General features: G+C 73.3%; 12 protein-coding genes and 1 riboswitch. Of the genes, 6 read left to right on the forward strand and 6 right to left on the reverse strand.

Going from position 1 to position 14,291, the window contains the following annotated elements; genetic code table 11:
- Positions 1-824: 824 nt before the first annotated feature.
- Genes qcrB through ctaE form a run of 4 tightly spaced genes read right to left on the reverse strand, consistent with a single transcriptional unit; the run spans position 825 to position 5,089 of the window.
- A complete protein-coding gene (gene qcrB, locus ACFSHS_RS11325; RefSeq protein ID WP_376875510.1) occupies positions 825-2,507 on the reverse strand; it encodes a cytochrome bc1 complex cytochrome b subunit in 1,683 nt (560 codons plus the stop codon).
- The gene (qcrA, locus tag ACFSHS_RS11330) at positions 2,507-3,619 is read right to left on the reverse strand and encodes a cytochrome bc1 complex Rieske iron-sulfur subunit (RefSeq protein ID WP_376875513.1); all 1,113 of its coding nucleotides are present in this window, start codon (positions 3,617-3,619) and stop codon (positions 2,507-2,509) included. Before qcrA ends, qcrB begins: the two co-directional genes overlap by 1 nt.
- Entirely contained in the window at positions 3,616-4,437 is an 822-nt protein-coding gene (gene qcrC / locus ACFSHS_RS11335) for a cytochrome bc1 complex diheme cytochrome c subunit (RefSeq protein ID WP_376875516.1), read from the reverse strand. The genes qcrA and qcrC overlap by 4 nt, the downstream gene beginning before the upstream one ends.
- Before the next feature lie 37 nt (positions 4,438-4,474).
- Positions 4,475-5,089, reverse strand: coding sequence for an aa3-type cytochrome oxidase subunit III (ctaE, locus tag ACFSHS_RS11340; RefSeq protein ID WP_458199714.1), 615 nt, complete (start codon positions 5,087-5,089; stop codon positions 4,475-4,477).
- A 134-nt stretch (positions 5,090-5,223) separates the two neighbouring features.
- Between ctaE and ACFSHS_RS11345 the strand changes: the two genes are divergently transcribed.
- Complete coding sequence (locus tag ACFSHS_RS11345) at positions 5,224-5,655, forward strand: hypothetical protein (RefSeq protein WP_376875522.1); 432 nt, start codon at positions 5,224-5,226, stop codon at positions 5,653-5,655.
- 7 nt (positions 5,656-5,662) lie between these two features.
- A complete protein-coding gene (trpD, locus tag ACFSHS_RS11350; protein ID WP_376875525.1) occupies positions 5,663-6,718 on the forward strand; it encodes an anthranilate phosphoribosyltransferase in 1,056 nt (351 codons plus the stop codon).
- Positions 6,719-6,777: 59 nt separating this feature from the next.
- Here the strand turns inward: trpD and ACFSHS_RS11355 are convergent, their stop codons facing one another.
- Positions 6,778-7,065, reverse strand: a complete 288-nt coding sequence (locus tag ACFSHS_RS11355) for an Lrp/AsnC family transcriptional regulator (RefSeq protein WP_376875528.1) — start codon at positions 7,063-7,065, stop codon at positions 6,778-6,780.
- Entirely contained in the window at positions 7,062-8,879 is a 1,818-nt protein-coding gene (locus ACFSHS_RS11360; RefSeq protein WP_376875531.1) for a DEDD exonuclease domain-containing protein, read from the reverse strand. Before ACFSHS_RS11360 ends, ACFSHS_RS11355 begins: the two co-directional genes overlap by 4 nt.
- 209 nt (positions 8,880-9,088) lie before the next feature.
- Between ACFSHS_RS11360 and ACFSHS_RS11365 the strand changes: the two genes are divergently transcribed.
- From ACFSHS_RS11365 to ACFSHS_RS11380, 4 genes are all read left to right on the forward strand, one after another.
- Positions 9,089-10,831 carry a D-alanyl-D-alanine carboxypeptidase family protein gene (locus ACFSHS_RS11365; RefSeq protein ID WP_376875534.1) on the forward strand — a complete coding sequence of 581 codons (1,743 nt, stop codon included), beginning with the start codon at positions 9,089-9,091 and terminating at the stop codon, positions 10,829-10,831.
- An 81-nt stretch (positions 10,832-10,912) separates the two neighbouring features.
- Positions 10,913-11,233: a hypothetical protein gene (locus ACFSHS_RS11370; RefSeq protein WP_376875537.1), complete on the forward strand. Its 321-nt coding sequence runs from the start codon at positions 10,913-10,915 to the stop codon at positions 11,231-11,233.
- 187 nt (positions 11,234-11,420) lie between these two features.
- Positions 11,421-11,601, forward strand: a riboswitch (cyclic di-AMP (ydaO/yuaA leader).
- Between the two features lie 16 nt (positions 11,602-11,617).
- Positions 11,618-12,700, forward strand: coding sequence for a C40 family peptidase (locus tag ACFSHS_RS11375; RefSeq protein WP_376875540.1), 1,083 nt, complete (start codon positions 11,618-11,620; stop codon positions 12,698-12,700).
- Between the two features lie 291 nt (positions 12,701-12,991).
- Complete coding sequence (locus ACFSHS_RS11380) at positions 12,992-14,272, forward strand: M48 family metallopeptidase (RefSeq protein WP_376875543.1); 1,281 nt, start codon at positions 12,992-12,994, stop codon at positions 14,270-14,272.
- Positions 14,273-14,291 lie beyond the last annotated feature (19 nt).

A 14,291-nucleotide genomic window follows, 5' to 3' on the forward strand; every position in this document is an offset into this window, starting at 1 on the left:
CCGCACCTGCGGCGAGGGCCCTCGTCATCGGCCGGGTACGCCGATCCTGGGCGGTTCCAGCGCTCCCGTGGGCGGGGCGGTGTGCCGGAGGAAACAGCTCACGTGCCGGTGGCGCACGCCCGGCTGCTCGCTCACCGTGTCGGGCGCGTGGGGGGCGGTCCGGTGCGCAGGCAGCGCGGCACGTGGCGCCGCACCACGGGGGTGGGTCGACCGGCGATCGGGTGCGGGTACCCGGCGCCCATGACCGACACCGTGACGACCGCGGCGAGCAGTGCCGCAGCGGCGAGGGCGAGGACCAGCGCGGTGGGGTGGGGTTCCGGGTGCCGGTATAGGAGCCACCCGGCGCGCGAACGCTGTGCGGTACGGCCGGTCGAGGGCGAGCGCGATCAGTCCGGGGGGCACGGCCCCGAGCAGGAGCCCGATGCCGATCCGGGTGCTGGTCGACTGCTGCACGCTGTCCCGGAATGCGCCGCTGTCGGGCGCCACCGCGCTGACGAGACGGAACGCGCCCAGAAGGAGCACCACCCCGGCTCGATCCGGCGACGGCCCGGCCGATGTCGCTCGACACCCTCACACCGCCGTTCCCGGCCTGAGCGTGAACCCATGACGTGACGGGGGAGGCGCCCTCCGCACCAGGACTGCCCGACCGGAGGGCGACGGTGCTCCCCGGCTCGTGCCCGGGCCTCCGAAGTGCCGCTGACGGCACGGGGACGAAGAAGACCGGGGGACGGGCGTGTGGCCCCGAGCCGGACCTGCACAGCAGCAGGGCCCCAGGTGGAAGATCCACCTGGGGCCCTACTGGGACGTGCTGTGGCGACCAGCGATCAGTCGCGCGGCTCCTGCGGCCGGCCACCGTCGGACGGCCGCCCGCCGTCGGAGGGACGACCGGACGTGGTGAGCTCGCGGTCCTGCTCGCCGGCGGCCAGGCCGCGTCCCTCGGCGCGCTGCTCGAACTCCACCTGGGCCGGCTCCTCGATCGGCGAGAAGAAGCCCCGGATGGCGCGGCGTGCACCGCCGACATGGTTCATCCGCTTGGGCACCGGGGCGCCGCCGTAGGCCAGCTGCCCGTGGCCGTGCTCGTCCACCGGGCCGAGGGGCTGGTGGACCTCGATGAACTCACCGCTGGGCAGCCGGCGGATGACGCCGGTCTCGATGCCGTGCTCGAGCACCTCGCGGTCGTGCATCTGCAGACCGAGGCAGATCCGGTAGGTGACCATGTAGGCGATGGGCGGCAGGATGATCACGCCGATCCGGCCGATCCAGGTCATCGCGTTCAGGCTGATGTTGAACTTGTCGGCGATGACGTCGTTGCCGCCGGCCAGGAGCAGCCAGACGTAGAAGGTCAGCGCCATGGCCCCCAGCGAGGTGCGCACCGGGACGTCGCGCGGCCGCTGCAGCAGGTGGTGCGAGGCCGTGTCCCCGGTCATCTTGCGCTCGATCATGGGGTAGAGCGCGAGGACGGTGAACATGAGCCCGGCGACGACGACCGTCGGCCAGAACAGCGCCGGGATGGTGTAGTCGCCCGGCAGGTTGATGTCCCACGGCGGGAAGATCCGCGTCGAGCCGTCGAGGAACATGATGTACCAGTCCGGCTGGGACGCCGCCGACACCTGCGCGGGGTTGTACGGACCCCACAGCCAGACGGGGTTGATCTGCACCAGTCCACCCAGGGCCGCGCACACACCGAAGACCACGAAGATCAGGCCGGTGGCCTTGGCCGCGAACGTCGGGAAGAGGCGGTTGCCGACCACGTTGTGCTCGGTGCGGCCCGCGCCGGGGAACTGGGTGTGCTTCTGCTTCACCAGGACCAGCAGGTGCACCGCGATCAGCGCCAGCAGGATCGCCGGGAAGAGCAGCACGTGGGCGATGTAGAAGCGTCCGATGATCTGCTCGCCGACGAAGTCGCCGTTGAAGATGGCGAAGTGCGCCCAGGTGCCGATCACCGGGATGGAGAGCAGGATCGCGCTGATGATCCGGAGCCCGGTGCCCGAGAGCAGGTCGTCCGGAAGCGTGTAACCGGTGACGCCCATGAGCAGCGCCAGGACCAGCATCACGACACCGATCAGCCAGTTGCTCTCGCGCGGCCGGCGGAAGGCGCCGGTGAAGAAGATCCGCAGGAGGTGGATCACGATGGCGGCGACGAACAGCAGCGCCGCCCAGTGGTGCAGCTGCCGCATGAACAGGCCGCCGCGGACGTCGAATGAGAGCTGCAGCGTCGAGTCGTAGGCGGCCGACATCTCCACGCCGCGCAGGGGTGCGTAGGACCCCTCGTAGACGACCTCCCGCATCGAGGCGTCGAAGAAGAAGGTCAGGTACGTGCCCGACAGCAGGAGGATGAGGAACGAGTAGAGGGCGATCTCGCCCAGCAGGAACGACCAGTGGTCGGGGTAGACCTTGTTGAGGGTCCGCCGCAGCCACGGGGCGACGATCAGCCGGTCGTCGAACTCGAGCGCTGCCTTGCCCAGCCTGGTGGTGGGGGCGCCCGGTGCAGTGGCGGTGCGAGCCATCAGATGCGCTCCCGGTTCCAGTAGGTGGGGCCTACGGCCTCAATGTAGTCGCTGCGGGCGATGAAGAAGCCCTCGTCGTCGACGTCGATCGGCAGCTGCGGCAGGGCTCGCGTCGCGGGCCCGAACACCGGCTTGGCGCCCTGCGTGACGTCGAACTGCGACTGGTGGCAGGGGCACAGGATGCGGCTGGTCTCCTGCTCGTACAGGGAGACCGGGCAGCCGGCGTGGGTGCAGATCTTCGAGTAGGCCACGTACTCGCCGTAGGCGAAGTCGCCGTGGCCCTCACGGGGCCGCAGGGACTCCACCTGCTCGGGCCGCAGCCGGATGAGCATGGTCGCGGCGTCGGCCTGCCGGTTGCCGCCAGGGACCGCCGGGAAGACCGTCTCCAGCGAACCCGGCTCCTGGTCGCCCGGGCGGATCGGCGTGCCGTCGTCGCGGACGAGACGGACACCGCGGGCCCAGTTCGTGGTGCCCAGCGGGTCACCGGTGTTCGGGTTCTTGATCAGGCCGCCCAGCGGCATGATCAGCATCAGGCCGACCCCGCCGCCCATGAACAGCAGGGAGCGGGTGATCAGCTTGCGCCGACCCAGACCGCTGTTGTGGTAGCCGCCGACCAGGGTGGCGCCGGTGGTGACGCGGTCGAAGTGCGACCCGTCGTGCTTGTCCTGGACCGCGGTCTCGTGGGGCAGGAGCTTCTTGGTGTAGAGCACCAGACCCACACCGAACAGCGTCAGCGAGAGCCCCATGAACAGCCCCAGCATCGGGGTGAACAGCGCGCTCCAGCCGCGCTCGGTGATCTCCCACTGCCAGTCGGGCAGGAACCAGCCGGAACCGGCGTAGACGACCACGAAGAGGAACGCGAACACGCCGGAGAGGGCGAAGGTCCAGCCGACCTGCCGCACCGCCCGCTTCTCGAGCGCCGAGCCCGGTTCGGGCCCGGGCTCGACGTGCAGGATCTCGACGCCGTCGTACCGAGCGCCGAGGCGGTCGAGCTCCTGACGGTTCATCGCCGCGAGCTGCTCCGGGGTGTAGTCGTCGTCCGGGCCGCCGTGCAGCGGTCCCGGGACGTCCGCGCCGCCGGTCGAGCCGGGGCGGGTGTCGCGCGCAGTCACGCCTTGCTCCCCATCCAGAAGATGCCGAACATCAGTGCGGCCACGCCGACGACCCAGATGACCAGGCCCTCGGCGACCGGACCCATGCGTCCCACGCCGGCGCCGCCCGGGTCGAGCTGTTCGTTGACCGTCTGCACGTAGTTGATGATGGAGCGCTTCTCCTCCGGCGTGAGCTGGTTGTCACCGAAGACCGGCATGTTCTCCGGCCCGGTCAGCATCGCCGTGTAGATCTCCAGGTCGGTCGCGTCGTCCAGGCTCGGCGCGTACTTGCCCGAGGAGAGCGCGCCGCCCTCGCCGACGAAGTTGTGGCAGGAGGCGCAGTTGAGCCGGAACAGCTCGCCGCCCTCGGCGAGATCGCCGTCCCGCAGGTCACCGGAGGGCAGCGTCGGGCCGCCGCCGTTGGCCTGCACGTAGGCCATCAGCTGGTCGATCTCCTCGTCGGAGAACACGACAGGCTTGTCGGGCGCCTGTGCCTCCTGGCGGACCAACGGCATGCGGCCGGTGTGCACCTGGAAGTAGACCGCCGCCTCGCCGACGCCGATCAGGGAGGGCCCGCGGTTGGCCACACCCTGGAGGTTCTCACCGTGGCAGGTGATGCAGCTGCGCTCGTACAACTCCCGGCCGGCGGCCTCGGCGGCCGACTCCGTGGTGTCGTCAGCGGCCTGAGCGGGGGCGAACACGGAGTACAGGCCGCCGGTCAGGACCAGGGCTGCCATCAGGCCGGCGACGTTGGCCAGCCGCCGGCGGTACTTGGAGCGGCGCCGGGCACGGGCCCGGCCGGCGGGATTGCCGTCGTCGGGCCCCGTTCCAGCGGGCATGGCCGAGGACTGCGTGTTCGTGGTGGACACCGGTTCCCTAGCGGATCAGGTAGATCGTGGCGAAGAGCCCGACCCACACGACGTCGACGAAGTGCCAGTAGTAGGAGACCACGATCGCGGCGGTCGCCTGCGCGGGCGTGAAGCGGCCCATGGTGGACCGGATGAGCAGGTAGACGAAGGCGACCAGACCCCCGATGACGTGCAGGGCGTGGAAGCCGGTCGTCAGGTAGAAGACCGATCCGTAGGTCGACGACGAGATCGACGTGTGGTGGTCGGTCACCAGGACGCGGTACTCGTTGACCTGCGCCAGGACGAACACCAGGCCCATCACGAACGTGATCGTGAACCAGCGCCGGAGGCCGTAGACGTTGCCGTTCTCCGCCGCGAAGACGCCGAACTGACAGGTCACCGAGGACAGGACCAGGATGATCGTGAAGACCGTGGCGTAGGGCAGGTTGAGCTCCGTCGGCTCCGGCGGCCACCCCTCGGTGGCGCGGGCTCGCGCGGTGAAGTACATGGCGAACAGACCGGCGAAGAACATCAGCTCGCTCGAGAGCCAGATGATCGTGCCGACGCTGACCATGTTCGGTCGGGTCAGGGAGTGCACCCGCGAGGTGTCGAAGGTGCTGCTCGCGACGGGGGCCGTTGTCACGAGGCTCATCATGGCATCGGCGGGGGGTCGTCACGACCGCGGGTGCGACGGGCGTGGCGGCAAAGTGATCAGCTCTTTACCGACGCCCCGTGCCTGCCCGGGGAATGTCCCCCGCAGGCACTAGGCTCGCCCGCGTGAGCGCCGCCTCCGACACCTCCTCGACACCGGCCACGGTGCTGGTCTACAGCCACCGCCCTGAGGTCCGGGACGCCGTCCGCACCGCGGTCGGCCGCCGCCCGGCCGGCGACGTCGGCCCCCTCACCTGGCTCGAGTGCGAGAGCGGCGACGAGGTCGTGGCCGTCGTCGACGCCGGGGGTGTGGACCTGTGCATCCTCGACGGCGAGGCGCAGCCCACCGGAGGCCTGGCCCTGGCCCGTCAGCTGGACCAGGAGGTCCCCGACCGGCCGGCCGTGTGCGTGCTCATCGCCCGGCAGCCCGACCGGTGGCTGGCGCACTGGTCGCGGGCGGAGGGAACCCTCCCGCTGCCGATCGACCCGCTCACCGCCCCGGCCGTGGTGGCGGACCTGCTGCGCGCCCACGCGCGGCGCGCCGTCGTGCGCCGGTGAGCCGCCGGTGAGCGCGGCCACCGCGGGGCGCCCGTCCTGGCCGGCGCTGTTCAACCGGCTGCTGGCCGGTGAGGACCTGACGGTCGAGGACACCTCCTGGGCGATGCGTGAGGTGATGACCGGCGAGGCCACCCCCGTCCAGGTCGCCGCCTTCGCCGTCGCGCTCCGCGCGAAGGGGGAGTCGGCCGCCGAGGTCACGGGTCTCGCCGCCGAGATGCTGGTCCAGGCGACCCCGGTCCAGCTGTCGGTCGACTGTGTCGACATCGTCGGCACCGGTGGAGACGGCGCCCACACGGTCAACATCTCCACGATGGCCGCGGTGGTCACCGCCGCGACGGGGGTGCCGGTCGCCAAGCACGGTGGTCGCGCCGCGTCGTCGTCGTCGGGCGCTGCGGACGTGCTCGAGGCGCTGGGCGTGGCGATCGACCTGCCGGCGCTGGCCGTGGCGCGTTGCGTCCACGAGGCCGGCATCGGCTTCTTCTTCGCGCCGGTCTTCCATCCGGGCATGCGGCACGCGGCCGCACCGCGCCGCGAGATGGGTATCGGCACCGTCTTCAACTTCCTCGGTCCGCTGACCAACCCGGCCCGGCCGGTGGCCTCGGCCATCGGGTGCGCCGACCCGCGCATGGCCCCGGTGATGGCCGACGTCGTCGCCGCGCGGGGCGACCGGGCACTGGTGTTCCGGGGCGACGACGGCCTGGACGAGCTGACGACCGCGACGACGTCGACCGTGTGGATGGTGCGGGACGGGGAGGTCGAGCCCGACCGGCTGGACCCCGCCGCCCTGGGCATCCCCACGTCGGCGCCGGACGCGCTGCGCGGGGGCTCGCCCGACTTCAACGCCGACGTCTTCCGGCGGGTGCTGGCGGGTGAGCGGGGGCCGGTCCGCGACGCGGTGGTGCTGAACGCGGCAGCGGCACTGGCGGCCTTCGACGAGCGGCCCGCCCGGCTGCACGACGCGATCGCGGCGGGCATGGCGCGGGCCGAGGCCGCCATCGACGACGGCCGGGCGGCCGCGAAGCTCGACCGCTGGGTGCAGGTCAGCCGGGCCGCCCGGGCCTGAAAGAGGTCTCCGTCCCCCTCACCGCTCGCGAGCTCGCGGCGAGCCTCTGGACGGGGCCTTCAGTCGGCGGTGTCGAAGCCGATCGAGAACGCCGCCTCGAGGTCGTGCCGCGAGTACGCGCGGAAGGCGATGTGCGTCTCTGTCTCGAGCACGCCTGGCACCTTGTTGATGCGGCCGGCGATGACCTCGGCGACCTGCTCGAACTCGCGCACCCGGACGATCGCGATGAGGTCGACCTCGCCGGCGGTGGAGTAGACCTCGCTCACCCCGTCGAGGTCGGCGATGGCCGCCGCCACCTCGGGGATCGCATCGGTGGCCGCGTCGATCATCACGATGGCGGTGATCACGCCGGCGAGCCTAGCCGTGACCGCACCGGACCGCCCGCACCCGCCGCGACCCGTTCCGGGCGGGCACGGGTGCCCAGGGCCCGGTCGTCGGCGAAGGGATCACGGCGGATCCGTCCGGTCTCGACCCGGGCCAGGAAGGCGCTGAACGCGCCGGTGCCGGGGGCCGGGCTGGCGAGGGTGCCGGTCAGCTCGACCAGCCGGGTCCCCGGTTTCTCCATCCAGCGGAGGATCAGTTCTGTCTCGTCGACGGTGGCGGCCAGTTCGTCGTGCGGCCCGGACGGCGTCTCGGCGGTGGCGAGCAGGCCGGGCAGCATGCCCCGCACGGAGGTGCCCTGCGGCGCGCCCCCCGCGGCCACCAGCCGGCCGCGACGGACGACGGACAGGTGCCAGCCGCCGCCCCCGTCGGCCCGGGCCAGGACCAGCTCCGGGACGGCGGCCAGCGACTCCAGCCGCTGACGGCGCCGCACCGCGCGCACCAGGACCGCGATCCGGTCCCGGAGCACGGCCGCGTCCTCGTACCGCTCCTCGCCCGCGAGCCGGTCCACCCGGGCGAGCAGCGGCGCCACCAGCGCGCGCGGGTCGGAGTGGACCGCGGCCCGGAAGACGGCCGCGACCGACGCGTACTCCTCTACCGACTGGGCGCCGGTGCACGGGGCGCCGCACCGTCCCATGCCGGCCAGCGCGCACGCCGTGGTGGGCACCCGGGGTGAGATCCGGGTCGTGCACTGCCGCAGCGGCAGCGCCTCGTGCACGGCGGCCACCGCCGCGTCGGCGGCGCGCCGGTCGGGGAACGGGCCCAGGAACACACCGGCCCCCGGGCGCACCCGGCGGACCACCGACAGCCGGGGGAACGCCTCCTCGGTCAGCCGCACCCACAGCGCGCGCTCCGGGAACCGGGACCGCCGGTTGTAGCGGGGCTTGTGCTCGGCGATCAGCCGCAGCTCCCGGACGGCGGCCTCGAGGTCGTGGGCGCAGGGGATGGCGTCGACCCGCTGGGAGAGCGCCACCATCTCGGTGATCCGGCTGCGCTGCTCACTCGAAGAGAAGTAGCTGCGGACGCGGCTGCGCAGGTCGTTCGACGTGCCGACGTAGAGGGGCTCGTCGCGGGGCCCGCGGAAGAGGTACACGCCCGGCCCGCGCGGGATGCCGTCGGCCAGGTGCCGCTTGCGCAGGCGCTCGGGGTCGACCTGGCGGGTGAGCCCGGTCAGCTCCTCCAGGGACGTGATGCCGAGGGGGCCGAGCCGCTCGAAGAGACCGTGCAGCACGTCGACCGTGGCGCGGGCGTCGTCGAGCGCCCGGTGGGTGGGGGAGGTGGTGGCGGAGAAGTAGGGCGCCAGCGTCGCGAGCTTGCAGTTGGGCACCTCGTCGCGGGTGAGCAGCCGGCGGGCCAGCACGGCGGTGTCCACCGACGCCGCCGCCGGCCAGGCCAGGCCGTTCTCGGCGCAGGCCGCCTTGAGGAACCCGAGGTCGAAGGGGGCGTTGTGGGCGACGAGGACCGCGCCGCGGGCGAACTCCAAGAAGGACGGCAGCACCGTGCCGATCCGCGGGGCGGCGGCGACCATCGTCGACGTGATGCCGGTCAGCACGCTGATGTAGGGCGGGATCTCCCGGCCGGGATCGACCAGGGTCTGGAACTCCCCGAGGACCACGCCGCCGCGCACCTTCACCGCACCGATCTCGGTGATCGCGCTGTCGTTGGGCGATCCGCCCGTCGTCTCCAGGTCGACGACCACGAACGTGACGTCGGCCAGGGGCGTGCCGAGGTCGTCGATCGCGACCTGCCCGTAGCGGGGTGGAGCGGGGGAGGAGGGCACGGGCGGGACGGTAGGTCGGGGTAATGACACTCCTGTGATGCCGCGCCGGTGCGGCAGGCGCCGCGCCGCGCAGCGGGAGGGGTCACCCCTCCGTCGGACGTCGCCCGGGAGGAGGGCCGCGGCCCGATCTCCTGGCGGAACGGGCATCGGCGCGACACCATCACCCCGGGTGGGGCCAGGGCGGCCCCGGCGCACGTGAAGGCGGTGTGATGCTCCCGCGGTCCCGGTGGCGCCCCCGTGGGACGGCGGTCCGCAGGGCGCTCACCGTGCTGGCGGCGACCACCCTCGCGGCCGCGGCGGCCCAGCCCGCGGCCGCGGCGCCCAGCGACCAGCCCGGCGGCACGTCGGCGGTGCTCGACAGCCGCGCGCTCGACCAGCTGCAGCAGCGGGCCGCCGAGGTGCAGGCCGATCTCCAGGAGCAGCACGCGGAGGTCGCCGCCGCACGGGATCAGCTGGCGGACGCCGAGCAGGCCGTCGCGGAGGCCCGGGCGGTCGTGGCCGACGCCGAGGCCGAGCTCGCCGTCCACCAGGCCGTCGTCGCGAAGTACGCCGCGGCGGTGTACCGGGACGGTGGTGCCCTCACGCCGCTGACGCTCCTCCTCTCCGGGGGTGATCCCGGCGACGTCGTCTCGGCGATGGGCTTCCTCGACGCCGTGGACGCGCACGCCGCCCAGGTGATCGGCGCGGCGGAGGAGCTCCGCCGGGGCGCCCTCGACCAGCAGCAGCGGGCCACGGCGGCTCTGGCCCGGGCCGAGGAACGCGCGGACGCGGTCGCTGCCCGTGTCACCGAGCTCGAGGCCGCGGCGGCAGCCGTCACCGACGAGCTGGATGCGGCGCTGGGCACGGTCGACCGGCAGCTGGCGCAGCTGCAGCGCGAGCAGCTCGAGGTCAACGAGCGGACCGCCGCCAACTGGCGGGCGTACCTGGACCAGCTGGCCGCCGCCGGGATCACCGCACCGCCCGCGTCCGCCCTGCTGAGCCCCCCGGCAGGGCTGCCCGCCGGGCTGGTCCCGGTGGGCGGCAGCGGTGGAGGCGCCCAGCGGGGAGCGGCGCAGCTGCCGCGACAGCCGACGTCGCTGCTGGTGCTGCCCGCGGAGACCCTGTCCGCGGTCACTGCCGCGATGGACGCCCTCGGCCTGCCCTACGCCCCGGGCACCGCCGGACCGGAGTCGTGGGACTGCGGGTCGCTGGTGCAGTCGGTCTACGGCGCGGCGGGCCTCCCGCTGCCCGGCACCCAGGCCGAGCTGTTCGCCGTCACCACGCCGGTGGCGCCGGCCGACGTGCTGCCGGGGGACCTGGTCTTCCTGGGCACGGCGGAGTCAGGTCTGGGCCACGTGGGGATCGCCCTGGACCCCAGGACGATGCTCGCCGCGGACGCCCGGGCCGGCGCGGTCGTGGTCCGCGCGCTGCCGGCCGACCAGGTTCTCGGGATCGGTCGTCCCAGCCTGGGGCAGCGGGCACCGGTGGCGGCCCCCGGTCCCACCGGCGGTGCCCTCCGGGTGGAGTGCGGCAACGCCGTCTACCCGCCGAGCTACGACGGTGCGCGGGCGTGGGGCGGCTATCCGAACGGGCTCATCCCGCCCAGCGCCATGTGCCCGCTGGGAGTGGCCGGCCACACCCTGCGCTGCGACGCGGCAGCGGCGTACCGGGCGATGTCCGGGGCATACGCCGGCGCGTTCGGGGCGCCCCTCTGCATCACCGACTCCTACCGCACCTACGCCAGTCAGGTCCGCCTCTACGGGCAGAAGCCGGCGCTGGCCGCCGTGCCGGGGACCAGCAACCACGGGTGGGGACTGGCGGTAGACCTCTGCGGCGGGATCGAGTCCTTCGGCACGCCGCAGTACGCGTGGATGAAGGCCAACGCCGGCCGTTTCGGCTTCCTCCACCCCGACTGGGCCGAGCCGGGCAACGGGCGCGAGGAGCCGTGGCACTGGGAGTACGCGGGATCCTGACCGGACCGCCCGGGGTGGGGCGGGCGGAATTGTCGGTGGCTGCTCCTACCGTGCGGGGCGACTCACGGAGGAGAGACAACCATGCTGATCGACTGCGACACCTGCACCGCGCGCCCGGCCGGCTGCGCCGACTGCGTCGTCACCGTCCTGCTGGGCGCTCCGCCGGGCTGGCAGAGCGCCGATCCCGTCGTCGTGCCGATGAGCGGACGCGCCCGCACGTCCCCCGGAGAGGCAGGCATCACGGCCGAGGACGTCGTCGTGCCACCGGCCGGGGTCGTCGTCGAGTTCGACGACGTGGAGCGCCGTGCCGTCCGGGCCCTCGCCGACGTCGGTCTCGTGCCGCCGTTGCGCCACCGGGAGGGGTCCGGCGACGGCGCCGACGGGGACCGGCGCACCGGCTGAGCAATACGGACGGAACAGTCCGCTACAGGTCACACCTTTCCGTGGCGGTGCGCTGACCAGCGCGGATGCCCCGCCCCGGGGGTGTCCGCCACACCCGTCCCACGACCGTCCATTTGTCACGGCAACATCACGGTCGTAGGGTCAGCCGGTCCGCCCGAGCGGTCGTCGCCCGCAGAGGGGTGACCTCGGACGGACACCGCCTAATCGCCCGACGGCGCCTGTGAGGTGCTCGACGGCGAGCCGGGGACCCACCGCAGTTCTGGGGTGAGTTCTCCTGCCGGGCCGGTTCGCCGGTGCGCAGGGGATAGGGCCAGTCTTCCCAGCCCGAACCCGTCAGCTAACTCGGTCGGCGGTTGCAGAGGAAGAAACGGAGAGCCGCCGCTCGTGGCGACCCCACACGCTGTACTGCCGCACGCCCTCGAACAGTCCGTCACCGCTCGTCCGTCCGACCCCCGGGCCGGACACGTCGGATGGCTCCGCTCGGGCCTCCTCCTCGGACTCACCGCAGCCCTCACCTTCACCGTCCTCCCCGGCACGGCGACCGCCGTTCCCGGCGAGGTGACCGACCCGGCGCAGGCCGCCCGCCTCGTCGCCGACGCCGAGCACGAGCTCGAGGTCGTCACCGAGCAGCTGAACGAAGCCAAGGTGCAGCTCGAGCAGCAGCAGGCGGCCGCCGCCGGCGCCACGCAGGCCGCCGCCGAGGCCCAGGCCCAGCTCGATGCGCTGGACGGCCAGGTCCGGCAGCTGGCGCGCACGGCCTACACCAGCGAGGGCTTCTCGCGGCTCGACGTCCTCCTGACCAGCGACTCGGCCGACGAGTTCGTGCACCAGCTGGGCACGCTGGACGCCATCGCCGGCCACACCAACGACCAGGTCGCCGAGGTCGCGGAGGCTGCGGAGGCGGCCGATCGCGCGCAGGCCGAGGCCGACCGGGCTCAGGCCGAGGCGCAGGAGGCGGTCGACGACATCGCCGCCCAGCAGGCCCAGCTCGAGGACCGGATCGCCGACTACCAGCGCCAGTACGACGCCCTCAGTGCTCCGCAGCAGGCCGAGGTCGCGCGTGCCCACGGCGGCGAGGCAGCGGCCGCCCCGAGTGGCGTCGTCGCCCCGAGCGCCGCGGCGCAGGCCGCGGTGGACACGGCGCTGGCCCAGGTGGGCGACGCCTACGTCTGGGGAGCCGGCGGCCCCGACGCCTTCGACTGCTCGGGCCTGACGCAGTACGCCTACTCCGCGGCCGGCGTCAGCCTGCCGCACTCGAGCCGGAGCCAGTCGCAGATGGGCGCGCCGGTGTCGGTCGCCGACCTGCAGCCGGGCGACCTGCTCTTCTACTACAGCCCGACCAGCCACGTGGCGATGTACGTGGGCAACGGCAAGATGGTCCACGCGTCGACGTCGAGCAAGCCGGTCATGGTGGTCGACTTCAACTCGATGAGCGGCTTCACCCACGCCCGCCGCATCGCCGGCTGACAGCCTCGGGAGCATCGCAGCGAGGAACGAGCGAGGAGCGGACCTAGGTGCGGAAGTCGGCCGGTGTGATCGCCGGCTGACAGCCTCGGGCGCATCGCAGCGAGGAACGAGCGAGGAGCGGACCGAGGTGCGGAAGTCGGCCCGTGTGATCGCCGGCTGACCTCCGCACCACCTCGGCCAGGGCCGGTGACTTCGATGGGTCACCGGTCCTCGCCGCGTCGGAAGCTGCCGGCGGGCCGCCTAGGATCGGTCCGTGGCGCGGAGCGGCCGACCGGCGGGGCGAGGGGGACGGTGAGCCGGGCGGGTCGGACAGGTGCTCGCGCCGCACTGCTCACCGCGGTCGTCCTGGGCATCGCGGTCGTGGTCGTCATCGCCGTCCGGACGCCGTGGGTGCCGCTGCCCGAGCCCGCCGGGGGCCACACCCCGGTGGATCCCACCGCGGGTCTCTCCGCCGCGCAGGTGGAGCGCGCCGAGGCGTTCGCCGCGGCCCTGCGGCCGGCCTCCCTGGTCTCGTTGCTGCTGGCGCTCGGCGTCTCGGGCGTCCTGGGACTGACCCCGCTCGGGGCCCGGCTGGTCCGGACGGTGGCGCGGCCGGTCGGCGGGGGCTGGGTCGCGCAGGCACTGCTCGGCACTGCCGCACTCACGGTCGTCGGGCGGCTGGCGACCCTGCCGGTCTCGGCCTACGCGGAGAGCGTGCGTCACCGGTACGGCCTCTCCACCCGCAGCTGGGGCCTGTGGCTCCGTGACGTGGCGGTGTCGACAGCGATCAGCGCGGTGCTGACGGCCCTGGCGCTGTTGTCGTTGCTGTGGCTGGCCCGCCGGGCGCCCCGCACCTGGTGGGCCTGGTCGGCGGCGGCCGCCGCCGGCTTCGTGGTGGTCGCGTCGTTCCTGTACCCGGTGGTCGTCGAGCCGGCGTTCAACAGCTTCGAGCCGCTGGCGGCGGGGGAGCTGCGCACCGACCTGCTGGCCCTGGCGGAGGAGAGCGGCGTCCCCGTGCAGGACGTCCTGGTGTCGGACGCCTCGCGACGGACGACGGCGCTCAACGCCTACGTCTCGGGGTTCGGCTCCACCCGGAGGATCGTCGTCTACGACACCGTGCTGGCCGAGCTGCCCGATGACGAGATCGAGTCGATCGTGGCCCACGAGCTCGGCCACGTCGTGAACCGGGACGTCCTCACCGGCACGCTGACCGGCGCCCTTGGCGCGGCCGGCGCCGTCGCCCTGCTGGGCTGGCTCCTCTCCTCGACGCCGCTCCTGCGCCGGGCGGGGGCGGAAGGAGCCGGGGACCCGCGCGTGGTGCCGCTGGTCGTGTTCCTCCTGTCGGTGGGCACCCTGGTCTCGACGCCGGTGCAGAACCTCGTGTCCCGGCAGATCGAGGCGCGGGCCGACCTCCACGCGCTGGACCTCACCGAGGACCCTGGCGCTTTCATCGACATGCAGCGCCGGCTGATCCGCACCAACCTCGGGGATCCTGATCCCCCCGCCGCCTGGCAGTGGTTCTTCGGGTCCCATCCGACCGCCGCGCAGCGGCTGGCGTTCGCCGCCGACTGGGCGAAGCAGGACCGGCCGTGAGCCAGTGTGCGAGCTCCCG

This window comes from Blastococcus deserti (assembly GCF_042682525.1).
In the GTDB taxonomy this organism is placed as follows: domain Bacteria; phylum Actinomycetota; class Actinomycetes; order Mycobacteriales; family Geodermatophilaceae; genus Blastococcus_B; species Blastococcus_B deserti.

Coding starts and splice junctions, on each gene's coding strand:
- qcrB (WP_376875510.1), bottom strand. CDS start 2,507: ATGGCTCGCACCGCCACTGCACCGGGCGCCCCCACCACCAGGCTGGGC.
- ACFSHS_RS11365 (WP_376875534.1), top strand. CDS start 9,089: ATGCTCCCGCGGTCCCGGTGGCGCCCCCGTGGGACGGCGGTCCGCAGG.
- ACFSHS_RS11370 (WP_376875537.1), top strand. CDS start 10,913: ATGCTGATCGACTGCGACACCTGCACCGCGCGCCCGGCCGGCTGCGCC.
- qcrC (WP_376875516.1), bottom strand. CDS start 4,437: ATGCCCGCTGGAACGGGGCCCGACGACGGCAATCCCGCCGGCCGGGCC.